Source organism: Amycolatopsis sp. NBC_00348, from assembly GCF_036114655.1.
GTDB lineage: Bacteria > Actinomycetota > Actinomycetes > Mycobacteriales > Pseudonocardiaceae > Amycolatopsis.
The window spans coordinates 9922302-9936555 of sequence record NZ_CP107994.1; the positions used below are offsets into that span (position 1 = coordinate 9922302).

Here is a 14254-nt window from a genome sequence, read left to right on the forward strand (position 1 = left end):
AGACGAGCTCGTAATACCCGGTGATAGGCCTATGCCGCCGAGTTGGAGGTGGATCGGCGTCGGCGGGTGTGGATCGATCCGGCCGACAGCGCGGTCACGGTAGCCGAGTGGGTGGCGCGGTGGTTCCGCTCGATGGATCTGGATCCGCGGACGATCGAGAGCTACCGCAGCCGGCTGCGGTGTCACATCCTGCCGAAGTTCGGCCAACTACCGCTGGGTGCGATCACGGCGCTGGGCGTGACCGAATGGGCCCGACAACTGGATCGGGACGGCTACGCCCAGGCGACGGTGAGCTCGCAGCTCAACCCGTTGTCGATGCTGCTGACCGATGCAGCTGATGAGCGGCTGATTCCGTTCAATCCGGTGCGCCGGCGGAGGCGTCGTGGCCGGCGATCACGACGCGCCGTGCCGGAGCGGATCTGGGCGACGCCGGAGCAGACGGCCCGGTCGGGATCCAACGACCGGGCCGTCCGAACAGGACTACCGAAGCAAGTCCGACTTCGGCTGCACTACACCCCTGGTCCGACAGGCTTCGGCTCAGCACACGAAGCCAGGACGCAAGAAACCTAGTGATCGTTGAGGTAATAGTGGTCGCTCGCGTGCTGGAAGTCCGGACCCAGGTAAACCGTGACGCCGATGCTCACGTGTTCCGGGAGGTCGTGCGTGCCGCCATCAGAAGCCCTGGCCGTGGCGCAAGATCCCAATCCACCGGAGGCGACGAGCGTGTAACGCTCGAGGTAGGCGCCCGAACTCTGTTGGACGGAGACACGCGCCCGGGCGGCAAGTCCGTCGGCGAACGAGTCGCAGACGGACACGACGTCGCCGTTTTCTTCGACGTAGACAGTGCCACCCTTGTTGGCGTCCGTGGTGGTCCACGTGTGGTCCCAGCTGCCGCCGGGAGGGTCCACAGTTGCCGACGCCGACGTCGCGGTCATGAGTGTCCCGCCGGCGACAAAAGCAGTCGTCGCGACCAAGGCCGCGATCTTGTTGCGCATCGTATGACTCCCATTCTTGTACTCGCACAGGGAAATCTGGACGAGCTGTATTTGATTTACATCATCTGCTGCAGCAGCAGAGGATCCCGCCGCAGTCGAACAACCTCGGCGCCAACCGGCATCGGACCACTGTCCGCCCGACAATGACCGGCTTATCCGCTGCGGTTCGGCGCCACCGCATGAACAGTTCCTCGCTGAGGACGCTCGCCGATTGGGACAGTCGGAATGGGTGCACCCGCGGAGTCAGTGGATGTGGCGCGGCTCCGACGGGGTGGGTTCAGCACCTGGGAGGATCACGCGGATCATTTCTTCACTGCCGAAGAATCCGCTTCTGTGCCGCTCAACTTGCGCAGCTCGGCCAGACCCCCGCTCGGACGAGCGCGCACACCGTCGTCACGGTGCCCCGTCTCGGCACGAACGGCGTTGCCGGCGGGGCTCCCGCGGCTTCCTCCGTCAGGTCACGCAACAACAGCAGAAGCGCGTCGGCGTTTTCGCCGGAACCGCAGGTCTCCGGTCATCAGGTCACCGGCAGCGCAACCACTGCGGGCGACAGGCTCGTCATCGACGGCGCCGGCGAGGCGTGGTCACTTCGGCCTTCGTTCCTCGCCATAAAGTCTTCTGCCTTTCCCTCGTAAACCAAACCCCAGTTACCGAGAGTGCCGGAATCACCTCTGCTACCCCAGCCGGGTGATGCACTCTTGTTCGACTGAACGTATCAGCGATGACCCAGACGGCGTCAACGCCCCGGAACGTTTTACCCCTGCCCGAAAGGTCTCCAAAAACGGGAACCTTTGCGCCTCGTGCCGCGACCTGCGAAATCGGCACCCCGGGGGTTGGCCTCGGCGTCGAAGGGGCGTCGATCTTCTTGAAAGCGCCCTTCGCGGAAGCGGGCCTGGTGAAGCTCAGTGCGCCACCGCTAACCAGCTATATCCGGCGATCGTCCACAATGGCCCAGGAGTCCGAATAGCCGTGAATCTCCCAGTTACTCGACGCGTCCAGCGGGTCCAGCACACACCCGCCCAGGTGCTGGTGCCGCAGAAAGCGCCGGAGTACGAGATCGCCTTCGTCGGCCCTGAGGGTGTAGTCCGGGTGGACCTCAACCCGGGAACCCGGCACCGCCACCAGGTCGGCTGCCGGCTGGACGTCCGGTACCGACCGGCCGAGCACTGCGTCGAACGGAGGTCGGACAGCGCGCGGTTCACCGTCGCGTTCGGCGGCTTGCCGGTGGTGCTCGGCACCGGCGGCGCGGTCTACCGCACCTTCCGAATCCGGAGGTGCCGGAAACTCACCGCTTGACAACAGGTGTTGTCGTGGGCGGCCAGTGTCGGTCACTCGTCGGTTCGCCCTGCTCGAGCGCTACGGGGTCGGATCGCCGCAGGGCTTCATCGTCGGTCTGCATGGCTGCCTCGCATCGAGCGACGGGTCGTGGTCGCTGCTAACTCCGTCCAGCCGCATCGGAGGAGACAGGACTGCGGTGATGGGCGGCGAACCGCTTCGTTACGAGACTCGGCGAAGGAGCTGAGCTTGCCGCCGATGGCACGAAGGTGCGCGCAAAGAACCTTTGGCGTCCACCTGTCCGGGGGACGCTACTGGGGCACTTTTCGTGACCCCATTTCGCCGCCCTCGGGCCGGTGCCCCAGTTTTGCCCCAGTTACCCGCCGGTAGCTGAACTTCTTCTGGACGAAAGTCAAAGTTCGCCGATACGAAAAAACCGCCCAACCTGGAACTCTTGTCCCGGTGAGCGGTGTTTCGTCACTGTGGAGCTAAGGGGACTCGAACCCCTGACCCCCTCACTGCCAGTGAGGTGCGCTACCAGCTGCGCCATAGCCCCGAGGCGAAGGTGTACTCCGCATCTCGTATGGCCATACCCTACACGCCGTCCCGAGGCCCTCGACGCGGGGGTGCCTGCATGGTCACCAACTCGGGCACAACCTTGTGACCTGCAGTTTTAGGACTTATTTTTAGGCGTGTATTGACTCCCGGTGTGTCCGCCGTTACATTTTCGGCGGTTGTGACGCCGAGGTCCCCGCCCGTTACGCCGCGTCTTCACCGGGCATGCCTCTGCCGTTTCCTGCTCGAAGAACGCCGCCTGTGCGGCAGAGGAGGTTTCGATGAAGAGTCCGGTGCGACGGCGGGTGATGACGGTGCTCTCGGCAGCGTCCACCCTGGTCGCGGGCTTGATCACCGTCGTCGCGGCGGCGCCGGCGGCTCAGGCCGCGATCACCCCTGACGGGTGGTACACGGTCGCCGCCGTGAACAGCGGTAAGTGTGTTGATGCTCGGGCTGCCGCCAGTGCCAACGGCACCGTCGTGCAGCAGTACAGCTGCAATCAAAGCGCTTCCCAGGAGTGGCAGTTCCAGTCGACCGGGGACGGCTACTTCCGCGTCAACACGCGCAACAACGCCGCCGCGGCCTGGGATGTCACCGGCGTCTCGACCGCCGACGGCGGGCTCGTGCAGCTGTGGAGCTACTCGAACGGCCTCAACCAGCAGTGGCAGGCCGTCGACGAGGGCAGCGGGCGGTACCACTTCGTGAACCGGAACAGCGGGAAGTGCCTCGACGTGCCGAGCGCCTCCACCGCCGACTCCGTCCAGCTTCAGCAGTACTCCTGTAACAACACCAGTGCGCAGTCGTTCACACTTACCCCCGTGGGTGGCACTACTCCTCCGACCTCCGGTCAGCCGGACCTCGGCCCGAACGTGGTGATCTTCGACCCGTCGATGTCGAGCTCCAGCATCCAGAGCCGGCTCAACGGCATCTTCAGCCAGCAGGAACGCAACCAGTTCGGCAGCCAGCGCTACGCCGTGATGTTCAAGCCGGGCACGTACTCGAACGACGTGAACGTCGGCTTCTACACGCAGGTGCTGGGCCTCGGGCTGAGCCCGGACGCCGTGACGATCAACGGCGCCGTGCACGTCGAAGCCGACTGGTTCCCGCCGCAGAACGCGACGCAGAACTTCTGGCGCGGCGCCGAGAACCTGTCCGTCAACCCGACCGGCGGCGCCGACCGCTGGGCGGTCAGCCAGGCCGCGCCGTACCGCCGCATGCACGTCCGTGGTGACCTGCAGCTCGACGACGGCGGCTGGGCCAGCGGCGGCTGGATCTCCGACTCGAAGATCGACGGCCAGGTCCGCTCCGGCTCGCAGCAGCAGTGGATCTCGCGCAACTCGCAGTTCGGCAGCTGGAACGGCTCGAACTGGAACATGGTCTTCGCCGGCGTCCAGGGCGCTCCCTCGAACACCTTCCCGAGCCCGCCCTACACCACCGTCGCCTCGACGCCGGTCGTGCGCGAGAAGCCGTTCCTCTACATCGACAACGCCGGCAACTACCAGGTGTTCGTCCCCGGGGTGAAGACCAACGCGTCCGGCACGAGCTGGGCGAACGGCACCGCGCCGGGCACCTCGCTGCCGATCGACCAGTTCTACATCGCCAAGCCCGGCGCGACCGCGGCGGACATGAACGCCGCGCTGGCCGCCGGGAAGAACCTGCTGGTGACGCCCGGTGTCTACCACCTCAACCAGGCGCTGCACGTGACCCGGCCCGACACCGTCGTGCTCGGTCTCGGCATCGCGACCCTGGTGCCGGACGGCGGCGTGACCGCGATGAACGTCGACGACGTCAACGGCGTGAAGGTGGCCGGCCTGCTGATCGACGCCGGCACGACCAACTCGAACACGCTCATGCAGGTCGGTGCGGCCGGTTCGACCGCCGACCACTCGGCCGACCCGACGTCGCTGCACGACGTGTTCTTCCGGATCGGCGGCCCGGCCGTCGGCAAGGCGACCAACAGCCTGGTGGTGAACAGCAACAACGTGATCGGCGACCACATGTGGATCTGGCGCGCCGACCACGCCGACAACGGCAACAACGTCGGCTGGACCACCAACACCGCCGACAACGGGCTCACGGTCAACGGCAACAACGTGACGATGTACGGCCTGTTCGTCGAGCACTACCAGAAGACGCAGGTCGTCTGGAACGGCAACGGCGGCCGGACGTACTTCTTCCAGAACGAGATGCCGTACGACGTGCCGAACCAGGCGGGCTGGATGAACGGCTCCACGAAGGGCTACTCCGCGTACAAGGTGGGCCCGAACGTGACGAGTCACGAGGCGTGGGGGCTGGGCAGCTACTGCTTCTTCAGCACCAACCCCTCGGTCGCCAGCGCGCACGCCTTCGAGGCGCCGAACACCCCGGGTGTCAAGTTCCACGACATGGTGACCGTCTCGCTGAACTACCAGGGGACGATCACGCACGTCATCAACACCACCGGTGACACGACGCCGACGGGGACCAAGCCCGTCAACCTGGTGAGTTACCCCTGATCAACCGGCGTGCGCCGTGGTGGCGGCCGCGGCGCACGCCGGTCCTCATTCTCCGTAATGGACGTCCTCACGCGAAACCCGTCGGCCGGGTTAACGGGCAACCGCCGAACGGGCGAAAAGTGTGATTACAGAGCGTGCATGCGTACGGTAGTACATATTTACCGGGAAGTTATGGATTGTTCACCTTGCTCGGGGAGCGTTCGCTCGCACAGCCACCCCGGGTATCGGAGGACGTAGCAAGTGAACAGACGTTTCGCGGCGCTCACCGCGGCGGTCGCCGCAGGTGCCCTGGTACTCACCGCCTGTGGCGGATCTTCCAGCGACAACAAGGACTCCGGTGCCGCCGGCACCGCCAAGTCGGCCGCCGACCTCGGCGGGCTCGACAAGCTCGTCGAGGCGGCGAAGAAGGAAGGCACCCTCAACGTCATCGCCCTCCCGCACGACTGGGCGAACTACGGCGAGGTCCTCGACGCCTTCAAGAAGAAGTACGGCCTCAAGGTCACCGAGGCCAACCCCGAGGGCTCGAGCCAGGACGAGGTCAACGCCGTCAAGCAGCTCAAGGGCCAGGACCGTGCGCCCGACGTGCTCGACCTCGGCGGCGCCTTCGCGCTGACGGCGGCCAAGGACGGCCTGCTCGCGCCCTACAAGGTCGCGACCTTCGCCGACGTCCCGGACAACCAGAAGGACGCCGACGGCCAGTGGGTCAACGACTACGGCGGCTACATCTCCATCGGCTACGACGCCAAGAAGGTGCCGAACCCGCCGACGTCCTTCGCCGACCTGAAGAAGCCGGAGTACGCGGGCAAGATCGCGCTGAACGGCGACCCGACGAAGGCGGGCGCGGCGTTCGCCGGCGTGTACGCCGCGGCGCTGGCCAACGGCGGTTCGTTCGCCGACATCAAGCCCGGCATCAGCTACTTCGGTGACCTCAAGAAGTCCGGCAACTTCATCCCGGTGCAGTCGAGCGCGGCGACCGTGGAGAGCGGCCAGACGCCGATCACGCTCGACTGGGACTACCTGCAGGCCGGCTACGCGAAGAAGCTCGAGGGCAAGGTCGACTGGAAGGTCGCGGTCCCGGCCGACGGCGTCTACTCGAACTTCTACTGCCAGGCGGTCAGCAAGACCGCCCCGCACCCGGCCGCCGCGCGGCTGTGGCAGGAGTTCCTGTTCTCCGACGAGGGCCAGAACCTCTTCCTGAAGGGCCTTTCGCGCCCGGCGCGGCTGCCGAAGATGGAGACGGCGGGCACCGCGGACAAGACGTCGCTCGCGGCCCTGCCGCAGATCCCCGGCGAGACGAAGTTCCCGACCAACGACCAGATCGACGCGGCCAAGAAGGTCGTCGCGGACGAGTGGGCGAAGGCCGTCGGCTGACGTGACGGCCGAGACCCTCACCACGGCGGCAGGCGCGACATCGCCTGCCGCCGTGCCCGTGCGCCCCGGGTTCGCGCGGCGCTTGCTCAAGTGGGTGACCGGCCACCTCGGCCTGCTGCCCTTCCTCGCCTACACCGGCGTCTTCCTCGGCGCGCCGGTGGTGATGGTCGCGGTCGGTGCCTTCCAGGACAACGACGGCGCGTTCACCACCGACAACCTCGGCGCGGCCTTCAAGGACCAGTTCGGCCGGTCGTTCGTGACGTCCATCGAGCTGTCCGCGCTGACCGCCGTGGTCGGCGCCGTGCTCGGCGCGCTGCTCGCCCACGCCGTCCTCGGGTCCAAGCCGGACGGCCTGCTGCGCAAGGTCGTCTCCAGCGCGGCCGGCGTGCTGGCCAACTTCGGCGGCGTGCCGCTGGCGTTCGCGTTCATCGCCACGCTCGGCAGCATCGGCATCGTCACCAAGGCGCTGACCGGGCTCGGCCTCGACCTCTACGCGTCCGGGTTCAGCCTGTTCAGCTTCTCCGGCATCGCGATCGTCTACATCTACTTCCAGATCCCGTTGATGGTCATCGTGTTCACCCCGGCGCTGGAAGGCATGCGCGCGCAGTGGCGCGAGGCGGCGGAGAACCTGGGCGCGACGCGCACGCAGTACTTCCGGCTCATCGCCGTCCCGGTGCTGCTGCCGCCGTTCCTGGCTTCGACGCTCCTGTTGTTCGCCAACGCGTTCAGCGCCTACGCCACCGCGTACGCGCTGACCACCGGCATCATCCCGCTGGTGCCGATCCAGATCGGCTCGCTGGTCTCCGGCAACGTCGTGGCGGACCAGCAGAACCTCGGGAAGGCGCTCGGCCTCGGCATGATCGTCGTGGTCGCCATCGTGATGGCGTTCTACTCGTGGATGCAGCGGCGCGCGTCGAGGTGGCTCGGATGACCAACAAATGGGGTCGCTGGACCATTCTCACCCTGTTCGGCCTGTACTTCCTGGTGCCGATGGCGGCGTCGGTCGAGTTCAGCCTGCGCGACGTCAACGACACGCACAGCTTCGTCTCGTGGAGCAAGCTGCTCGACGAGCCGGGCCTGTTCGAGACGCTGGGCACGTCACTGTGGGTCGCCGCGGGCACGGTCGTGCTCACGCTGCTGATCATGGTCCCGACGGTCAGCTGGGTGCACCTGCGCAAGCCGAAGCTGCGCCGGGTGATGGAGGGGATCAGCCTGCTGCCGCTGGTCATCCCGCCGATCGTGCTGGTCAACGGCGTGCTCGTGGTGTTCGCGGACGCGCCGGAGGTGATCAACGGGACGCCCGTGATCCTCGTGCTGGAGTACGTCGTCCTGGCGCTGCCGTTCACCTACCGCACGCTCGACGCGGGCCTGCAGGCGATCGCGCTGCCGACGCTGGTCGAGGCCGCGCGCAGCCTCGGCGCCGGCTGGGGCACCGTGCTGCTGCGGGTGATCGTGCCCAACATCCGCAGTGCGGTGTTCGGCGCCGCGTTCCTCAACCTGGCGCTGGTGCTCGGCGAATACACCCTGGCCAGCATCCTGCTGATGGACACCTTCCCGGTGTGGACCGTCCAAACCGGACAGTCCGAGGCCGGCGTGTCGGTCGCGGTGTCGCTGTTCAGCCTGTTCGTCGCCTTCCTGCTGCTGTTCGTCCTGTCCCTCGTCGCGGGCCGCCGCCGTCGTGAGCACAACCCGGCCGCGCCCATCGCCCCCGCACCGCAAGGAACCGCCTGATGACCGTGATCGAAACCAAGACGGGCGCCTCCGTGGAGTTTCGCGGGCTGCACCGCGAATTCGGCGACGTCAAGGCCCTCGACGGGCTGAACCTGCTGATCGAGCCCGGCGAGCTGGTCGCGCTCCTCGGGCCGTCCGGCTGCGGCAAGACGACGGCGTTGCGCGTGCTGGCCGGCCTCGAGCAGGTCGACTCGGGCGAGGTGCTCGTCGACGGCTCCGACGTCGTCGGCGTGCCGGCCAACAAGCGCGACATGGGCATGGTCTTCCAGGCCTACAGCCTGTTCCCGAACCTGACCGTGCGGGACAACGTCGCGTTCGGGCTGCGGCTGCGCGGCCAGGGCACGGCGCCCCGGCACCAGCGGGCGCAGGAGCTGCTGGAGCTGGTCGGGCTGGACAGCCACGCCAAGCGCTACCCGCACCAGCTCTCCGGCGGCCAGCAGCAGCGCGTCGCGCTCGCCAGGGCGCTGGCCATCGAACCGCGCGTGCTGCTGCTCGACGAGCCACTGTCCGCTTTGGACGCCCAGGTGCGCACGCAGCTGCGGGACGAGATCCGCCGGCTGCAGCTGCGGGTCGGCATCACCACGCTGTTCGTCACGCACGACCAGGAGGAGGCGCTGTCGATCGCCGACCGCGTCGGCGTGATGAAGGACGGCCGGCTCGAGCAGTGCGACACCCCGGCCGCGTTGTACGCGCGCCCGGCGACGGCGTTCGTGGCGGAGTTCGTCGGCACGATGAACCACCTCGCGGGCACGGTCACCGGCGGCGGCACCGAGGTCGACGTCGCCGGGCAGCGGCTGAAGCTGGCCGAGCCGGGGGAGCGGGCGGACGGCGCGGCCGTGCGCGTGCTGGTCCGCCCCGAGTCGGTGACGCTCGAACCCGGCGGCCCGGCCCGCGTCACCGACCACAGCTTCCGCGGCGCGGTCACCCGCCTCACGGCGGTGCTGCCGGACGGTACGACGGTGCTCGTGGACCTGCCGAGCGTGACGGCCGCGGAGCTGCTTCCGGGCAGCACGGCGGCCGTCGGCTTCGGCAGCCGCCCGGTCCTGCTGGCCGCGGACGCGTAGTGGACACGACGCGCCGGCGGATCGTCCGGGCCGAGGCGGGCGAGCTGGGTTACCGGCGGCTCGCCGAGGCGCCGGGCGAACCGCACGCCGTCCGGGAGGACCTCGCGCCGGCGTCGGCCTCCCGGGCCGGGACGCCGCTGGCGCGGTTCGCGCACCTGTCGGACCTGCACGTGATGGACGCGCAGTCGCCGAGCCGGGTCGAGTACCTCGAACGGCACGCCGACCCGGACTCGCCGCTGCGGGCCTACCTGCCGTTGATCGGCACCTACCGGCCGCAGGACGTGTTCACGACGCACGTCGTCGAGGCGATGGTCCGCGCGGTCAACGAGTTCGACGTCGACTTCGCGGTGTCCACCGGCGACGCGACCGACGCCTGCCAGGCCAACGAACTGCGCGCCTACCTGGGCACGCTCGACGGCGGCCCGGTCGACCCCGACTCCGGCGAGCGCGGGCACTGGGAGGGCGTCCACGCGAGCGACCCGGCGACCTACGACGTCCGCTACTGGCACCCCGGCGGCACGCCGGAGGGCTGCGAAGACGACCACGCGCGGGCCCGCTACGGCTTCCCGGAAGCGCCGGGCGTCCTCGACGCGGCCGCGCGCCCGTTCGAGGCGACCGGGCTGCACGTGCCGTGGTACGCCGTCTACGGCAACCACGACAACATGCTGCAGGGCGTCGTCCCGCCGTGGCCGGAACTGGGCGAGATCACGGTCGGCGGGGCCAAGCTGACGGCGCTGCCCGAGGGTGACGTCGTCGAGCTGCTGCACGGCTTCGACCAGGCCGAGCGGGACGTCGTCGCGCGGCTGCTGGACGGTGCGACGGTGCCCGTGACGCCCGATCCCGAGCGGCGGCACGTCTCCCGCGCCGAGTGGATCGGCGCGCACGTCGACTGCCACGGCCACGGGTACGTCCGGGCGAACGCCGAGTCCGACACCGCCTACTACGCGTTCGACCACGGCGTCCTGCGCTGCCTGGTGCTCGACACGGTCAACCCGCACGGCTTCTGGCAGGGCTCGCTCGACGTTCCCCAGTTCGAGTGGTTGCGCGCGGAGCTGGCGGCGTCGGCGGACCGGCTCGTCGTGCTGTTCAGCCACCACCCCCTCGACACGCTGGTCAACGACCACGGCCCGGACCGGCGGGTCTTGGCCGACGAGCTGGCCGCACTGCTGCACGCGTCACCGAACGTCGTCCTGTGGGTGAACGGCCACACCCACGAGAACAAGGTGACCCCGCAGGCGACGTTCTGGGAGGTGACGACGGCGTCGCACATCGACTGGCCGCAGCAGGCCCGGCTCGTCGAGGTCCGCGACAACGCCGACGGCACGCTGTCCATTGTGGTCACCATCGTCGACCACAGTGGACCGGTGACGGGCGGCGGTGAAGACCCGATCGGGTTGGCGGGGCTGTCCCGCGAGCTGTCGGCGAACTACTGGCAGCACCGCGACGGCCCCGAGCGGGGCGCCGGGACCGCCGCCGACCGCAACGTCGAGCTCCTGCTCCGGGATCCACGCCCGAACGGGTGGTGAACCGCGCCGAGGGCCCCGGGTGTCGCGATACTGGGGCTCCCGGAGTGCAAAGGAGCGGGACATGACCGCCTTCGGAATCGTCGTCGAACCCCGGCAAGCCTGGCTCCTCACCGCCGTGCGCGGGGTGTTCGCCGTGCTGTTCGGGATCTTCGCGCTCGTCTGGCCGGGCGCGACCGTGCTGGTGCTCGCGATCCTCTACGGCGTCTACGCGATCGTGGACGGCATCGGCGGGCTGATGCAGGCGTTCCGCCCGGGCGACGGCGCCCACCGCGCCGCGTACGGCGTGCTGGGCGTGCTCGGCATCGTCGCCGGGATCGTGGTGCTGGTGTGGCCGGGCATCACGGTGCTGCTGCTGGCGCTGCTGGTCGGGCTGTGGGCGATCGTCACCGGCATCGCCGAGATCGCCGCCGCGATCCGCCTGCGCAAGCAGATCCGGGGCGAGGCGTTCCTCATCCTGGCCGGCGCGATCTCCGTGCTCGCCGGCATCCTCATCGTGATCAACCCGATCGCGGGCGCGTACGGCGTCGCGCTGCTGGCCGGGATCTACGCGCTGGTCTACGGGATCGTGCTGCTCGTGCTGGCCTTCCGGCTGCGGAAGATCGCGAACACGCCCGCCGCGGTCTGAGTACCGTGCGGGGATGTGACCCGCGAACTGGTGGTGCTGGGCACCGCGAGCCAGGTGCCCACGCGCCACCGCAACCAGAACGGCTACCTCCTGCGCTGGGACGGCGAAGGCCTCCTCTTCGACCCCGGCGAGGGCACCCAGCGGCAGATGGTGCACGCCGGCGTCGCGGTCACGGACGTCACCCGGATCTGCGTCACGCACTTCCACGGCGACCACAGCCTCGGGCTGTCCGGCGTCATCCAGCGGCTGTCGCTGGACAAGGTGCGGCACCCGGTGCACGCGCACTTCCCGGCGTCCGGCGCGCACTACTTCGAGCGGCTGCGGCACGCGACGTCGTTCTACGAGACCGCCGACCTGCGGGAACAGCCCATCTCTTCGAGCGGCCAGATCGCGTCGGGCAAGTTCGGCGTCCTGGAGACCCGGCTGCTGAGTCACCCGGTCGAGGCGTTCGGCTACCGGCTGGTCGAGCCGGACGGCCGGACGATGCTCCCCGAGCGGCTGCGCTCGTTCGGCATCCAGGGCCCGGACGTCGGCAAGCTCCAGCGCGACGGCCGGCTGGGGACGGTGAGCCTCGACGACGTCAGCGTGCCCCGGCGCGGCCAGCGGTTCGCGTTCGTCATGGACACCCGCCTCTGCGACGGCGTCTACGCCCTCGCCGAGGACGCGGACATGCTCGTGATCGAGTCGACCTTCCTCGCCGAGGACACCGCCCTGGCCCGTGACTTCGGCCACCTGACCGCCCAGCAGGCCGCCCGCGTCGCCGCCGAGTCCGGCGTCCGGCTGCTCGTGCTGACCCACTTTTCGCAGCGCTACACCGAGCCTCAGCGGTTCTTCGACGAAGCCCGGGCCGAGTTCGACGGCGAGATCGTGGTGGCCACGGACCTGGAGCGGGTCCAGGTGCCGAAACGCCGGTCCTCCCCAGCGGAGCCCCTCGCGCCGTAGGCTGCAAGCGTGAGCCAGCCGATCCTGATGACCGTCGACGACGATCCCGCCGTGTCCCGCTCGGTCGCCCGTGACCTGCGCCGGCGCTACGGCAAGGACTACCGCATCATCCGCGCCGACTCGGGCGCCGACGCCCTCGACGCGCTGCGCGAGATCAAGCTGCGCGGCGACGCCGTCGCGGCGATCCTCGCCGACTACCGGATGCCGCAGATGGATGGCATCGCCTTCCTCGAGAAGGCGATGGACCTGTTCCCGCACGCCCGCCGGGCCCTGCTGACCGCCTACGCCGACACCGACGCCGCGATCCAGGCGATCAACGTCGTCGACGTCGACCACTACCTGCTCAAGCCGTGGGACCCGCCGGAGGAGAAGCTCTACCCGGTGATCGACGCGCTCGTCGAGACCTGGAAGGCCGTCGGCGACAAGCCGGTCGACGAGGTCAAGCTCCTCGGCCACCGGTACTCGTCGCCGTCGTTCCACATGCGCGACTTCCTCGCGCGCAACGCCGTGCCCTACCGCTGGTACTCGGTCGAGGACGACGAGGGCAAGCGCTTGCTCAAGGCCGCCGACGCCGTCGAAGCCGACATCCCGGTGATCGTCACCCCCGACGGCACCGTGCTCAAGCACCCCTCCAGCGGCGAGATCGCGGACGCGGTCGGCTTGTCGACCCGCCCCGCGCAGGAGTTCTACGACCTCGTCGTCATCGGCGGCGGCCCGGCCGGGCTCGGCGCCGCGGTGTACGGCGCGTCTGAAGGCCTGCGCACGGTGCTCGTCGAGAAGAAGGCCACCGGCGGCCAGGCCGGCACCAGCTCGCGCATCGAGAACTACCTCGGCTTCCCTGACGGCGTCTCCGGCGCGCAGCTGACCGACCGGGCGCGGCGCCAGGCGCAGAAGTTCGGCGCCGAGGTGCTCACCGCCCGCGACGTCGTCGGCCTGGAGGCCCGCGGCTCGTCCCGGGTCATCACCTTCGGCGACGGCAGCGAGATCGCCGCGCACTCGGTGATCCTCGCCAGCGGCGTCACCTACCGGGCGCTCGACGCCGAGGGCATCGAGGAGCTGAGCGGCCGCGGCGTCTACTACGGCTCGGCGCCCACCGAGGCGCCCGAGTGCAAGGGCGAGCACGTCTACATCGTCGGCGGCGCGAACTCCGCCGGCCAGGCCGCGGTGTTCTTCTCCAAGCACGCCAGCGACGTCAGCATCCTGGTGCGCGGCGAGTCGCTCGAGTCGTCGATGTCGCACTACCTGATCGAGCAGATCGCCGGCATCGAGAACATCCACGTCCGCACCCGCACCACGGTCAAGCAGGCCCACGGCGACGACCACCTGGAGCGGCTCACGCTCTGCGAAAACGGCGTCACCGAGGAGGTCGACACAGGCCACCTGTTCATCTTCATCGGCGCGGCCCCCCGCACGGAGTGGCTGGGCGACGACCTCCACCGCGACGACCACGGCTTCGTCTGCACCGGCCCGGACCTGCTGGCCGCCGGCCAGCGCCCCCGGGGCTGGACCCTGGACCGTGACCCGCATTACCTCGAGTCGTCGATCCCGGGCGTCTTCGTAGCGGGCGACGTGCGGTCCCAGTCGGTCAAGCGGGTGGCCTCCGCGGTCGGCGAAGGCGCGATGGCCGTGACGCTGGTACACCGGTACCTGGAGGAACATTGACGTCCTCCCCGCA

At 69.0% G+C, this 14254-nt stretch carries 12 protein-coding genes and 1 tRNA gene; 11 read left to right on the forward strand and 2 right to left on the reverse strand.

The features are described 5' to 3' along the window. Positions 1 to 66: 66 nt before the first annotated feature. Positions 67 to 570, forward strand: coding sequence for a hypothetical protein (locus OHS58_RS44890; protein ID WP_328646319.1), 504 nt, complete (start codon positions 67 to 69; stop codon positions 568 to 570). Here OHS58_RS44890 and OHS58_RS44895 read toward each other — a convergent pair. Beyond that, on the reverse strand, positions 567 to 995 hold the full coding sequence (locus tag OHS58_RS44895; RefSeq protein ID WP_326955596.1) for a hypothetical protein: 429 nt from the start codon (positions 993 to 995) through the stop codon (positions 567 to 569). The two genes, OHS58_RS44890 and OHS58_RS44895, sit on opposite strands and share 4 nt — an antisense overlap. Before the next feature lie 969 nt (positions 996 to 1964). Here OHS58_RS44895 and OHS58_RS44900 point away from each other — a divergent pair. Beyond that, positions 1965 to 2291: a hypothetical protein gene (locus OHS58_RS44900; RefSeq protein WP_328646320.1), complete on the forward strand. Its 327-nt coding sequence runs from the start codon at positions 1965 to 1967 to the stop codon at positions 2289 to 2291. A gap of 462 nt (positions 2292 to 2753) precedes the next feature. On the opposite strand, the gene OHS58_RS44905 is transcribed toward OHS58_RS44900, so the two are convergent. After that, a tRNA-Ala gene (locus OHS58_RS44905) sits at positions 2754 to 2826 on the reverse strand. A gap of 280 nt (positions 2827 to 3106) precedes the next feature. Here OHS58_RS44905 and OHS58_RS44910 point away from each other — a divergent pair. From OHS58_RS44910 to OHS58_RS44950, 9 genes are all read left to right on the forward strand, one after another. Further along, complete coding sequence (locus tag OHS58_RS44910; protein ID WP_326955594.1) at positions 3107 to 5320, forward strand: RICIN domain-containing protein; 2214 nt, start codon at positions 3107 to 3109, stop codon at positions 5318 to 5320. A gap of 240 nt (positions 5321 to 5560) precedes the next feature. Next, positions 5561 to 6691, forward strand: a complete 1131-nt coding sequence (locus OHS58_RS44915) for an ABC transporter substrate-binding protein (RefSeq protein ID WP_326946684.1) — start codon at positions 5561 to 5563, stop codon at positions 6689 to 6691. Between the two features lie 52 nt (positions 6692 to 6743). Then, positions 6744 to 7622 (forward strand): ABC transporter permease, encoded by an 879-nt coding sequence (locus tag OHS58_RS44920; protein WP_247061558.1) that lies wholly within the window; start codon positions 6744 to 6746, stop codon positions 7620 to 7622. Continuing rightward, positions 7619 to 8422, forward strand: coding sequence for an ABC transporter permease (locus OHS58_RS44925; protein ID WP_247061559.1), 804 nt, complete (start codon positions 7619 to 7621; stop codon positions 8420 to 8422). The genes OHS58_RS44920 and OHS58_RS44925 overlap by 4 nt, the downstream gene beginning before the upstream one ends. Then, positions 8422 to 9486 (forward strand): ABC transporter ATP-binding protein, encoded by a 1065-nt coding sequence (locus OHS58_RS44930; protein ID WP_326946686.1) that lies wholly within the window; start codon positions 8422 to 8424, stop codon positions 9484 to 9486. The genes OHS58_RS44925 and OHS58_RS44930 overlap by 1 nt, the downstream gene beginning before the upstream one ends. After that, positions 9486 to 11012, forward strand: coding sequence for a TIGR03767 family metallophosphoesterase (locus tag OHS58_RS44935; protein ID WP_328646321.1), 1527 nt, complete (start codon positions 9486 to 9488; stop codon positions 11010 to 11012). The genes OHS58_RS44930 and OHS58_RS44935 overlap by 1 nt, the downstream gene beginning before the upstream one ends. 61 nt (positions 11013 to 11073) lie before the next feature. After that, a complete protein-coding gene (locus OHS58_RS44940) occupies positions 11074 to 11637 on the forward strand; it encodes an HdeD family acid-resistance protein (RefSeq protein ID WP_328646322.1) in 564 nt (187 codons plus the stop codon). A gap of 15 nt (positions 11638 to 11652) precedes the next feature. Next, positions 11653 to 12579: a ribonuclease Z gene (locus OHS58_RS44945; protein WP_326946689.1), complete on the forward strand. Its 927-nt coding sequence runs from the start codon at positions 11653 to 11655 to the stop codon at positions 12577 to 12579. Positions 12580 to 12588: 9 nt separating this feature from the next. Continuing rightward, a complete protein-coding gene (locus OHS58_RS44950; protein WP_328646323.1) occupies positions 12589 to 14241 on the forward strand; it encodes an FAD-dependent oxidoreductase in 1653 nt (550 codons plus the stop codon). Positions 14242 to 14254: the final 13 nt, after the last annotated feature.

Bases quoted from the DNA above. Each gene is read 5' to 3' on its own strand.
- OHS58_RS44940 (WP_328646322.1), top strand. From the start codon at position 11,074: ATGACCGCCTTCGGAATCGTCGTCGAACCCCGGCAAGCCTGGCTCCTC.
- OHS58_RS44930 (WP_326946686.1), top strand. From the start codon at position 8,422: ATGACCGTGATCGAAACCAAGACGGGCGCCTCCGTGGAGTTTCGCGGG.
- OHS58_RS44895 (WP_326955596.1), bottom strand. From the start codon at position 995: ATGCGCAACAAGATCGCGGCCTTGGTCGCGACGACTGCTTTTGTCGCC.
- OHS58_RS44925 (WP_247061559.1), top strand. From the start codon at position 7,619: ATGACCAACAAATGGGGTCGCTGGACCATTCTCACCCTGTTCGGCCTG.
- OHS58_RS44910 (WP_326955594.1), top strand. From the start codon at position 3,107: ATGAAGAGTCCGGTGCGACGGCGGGTGATGACGGTGCTCTCGGCAGCG.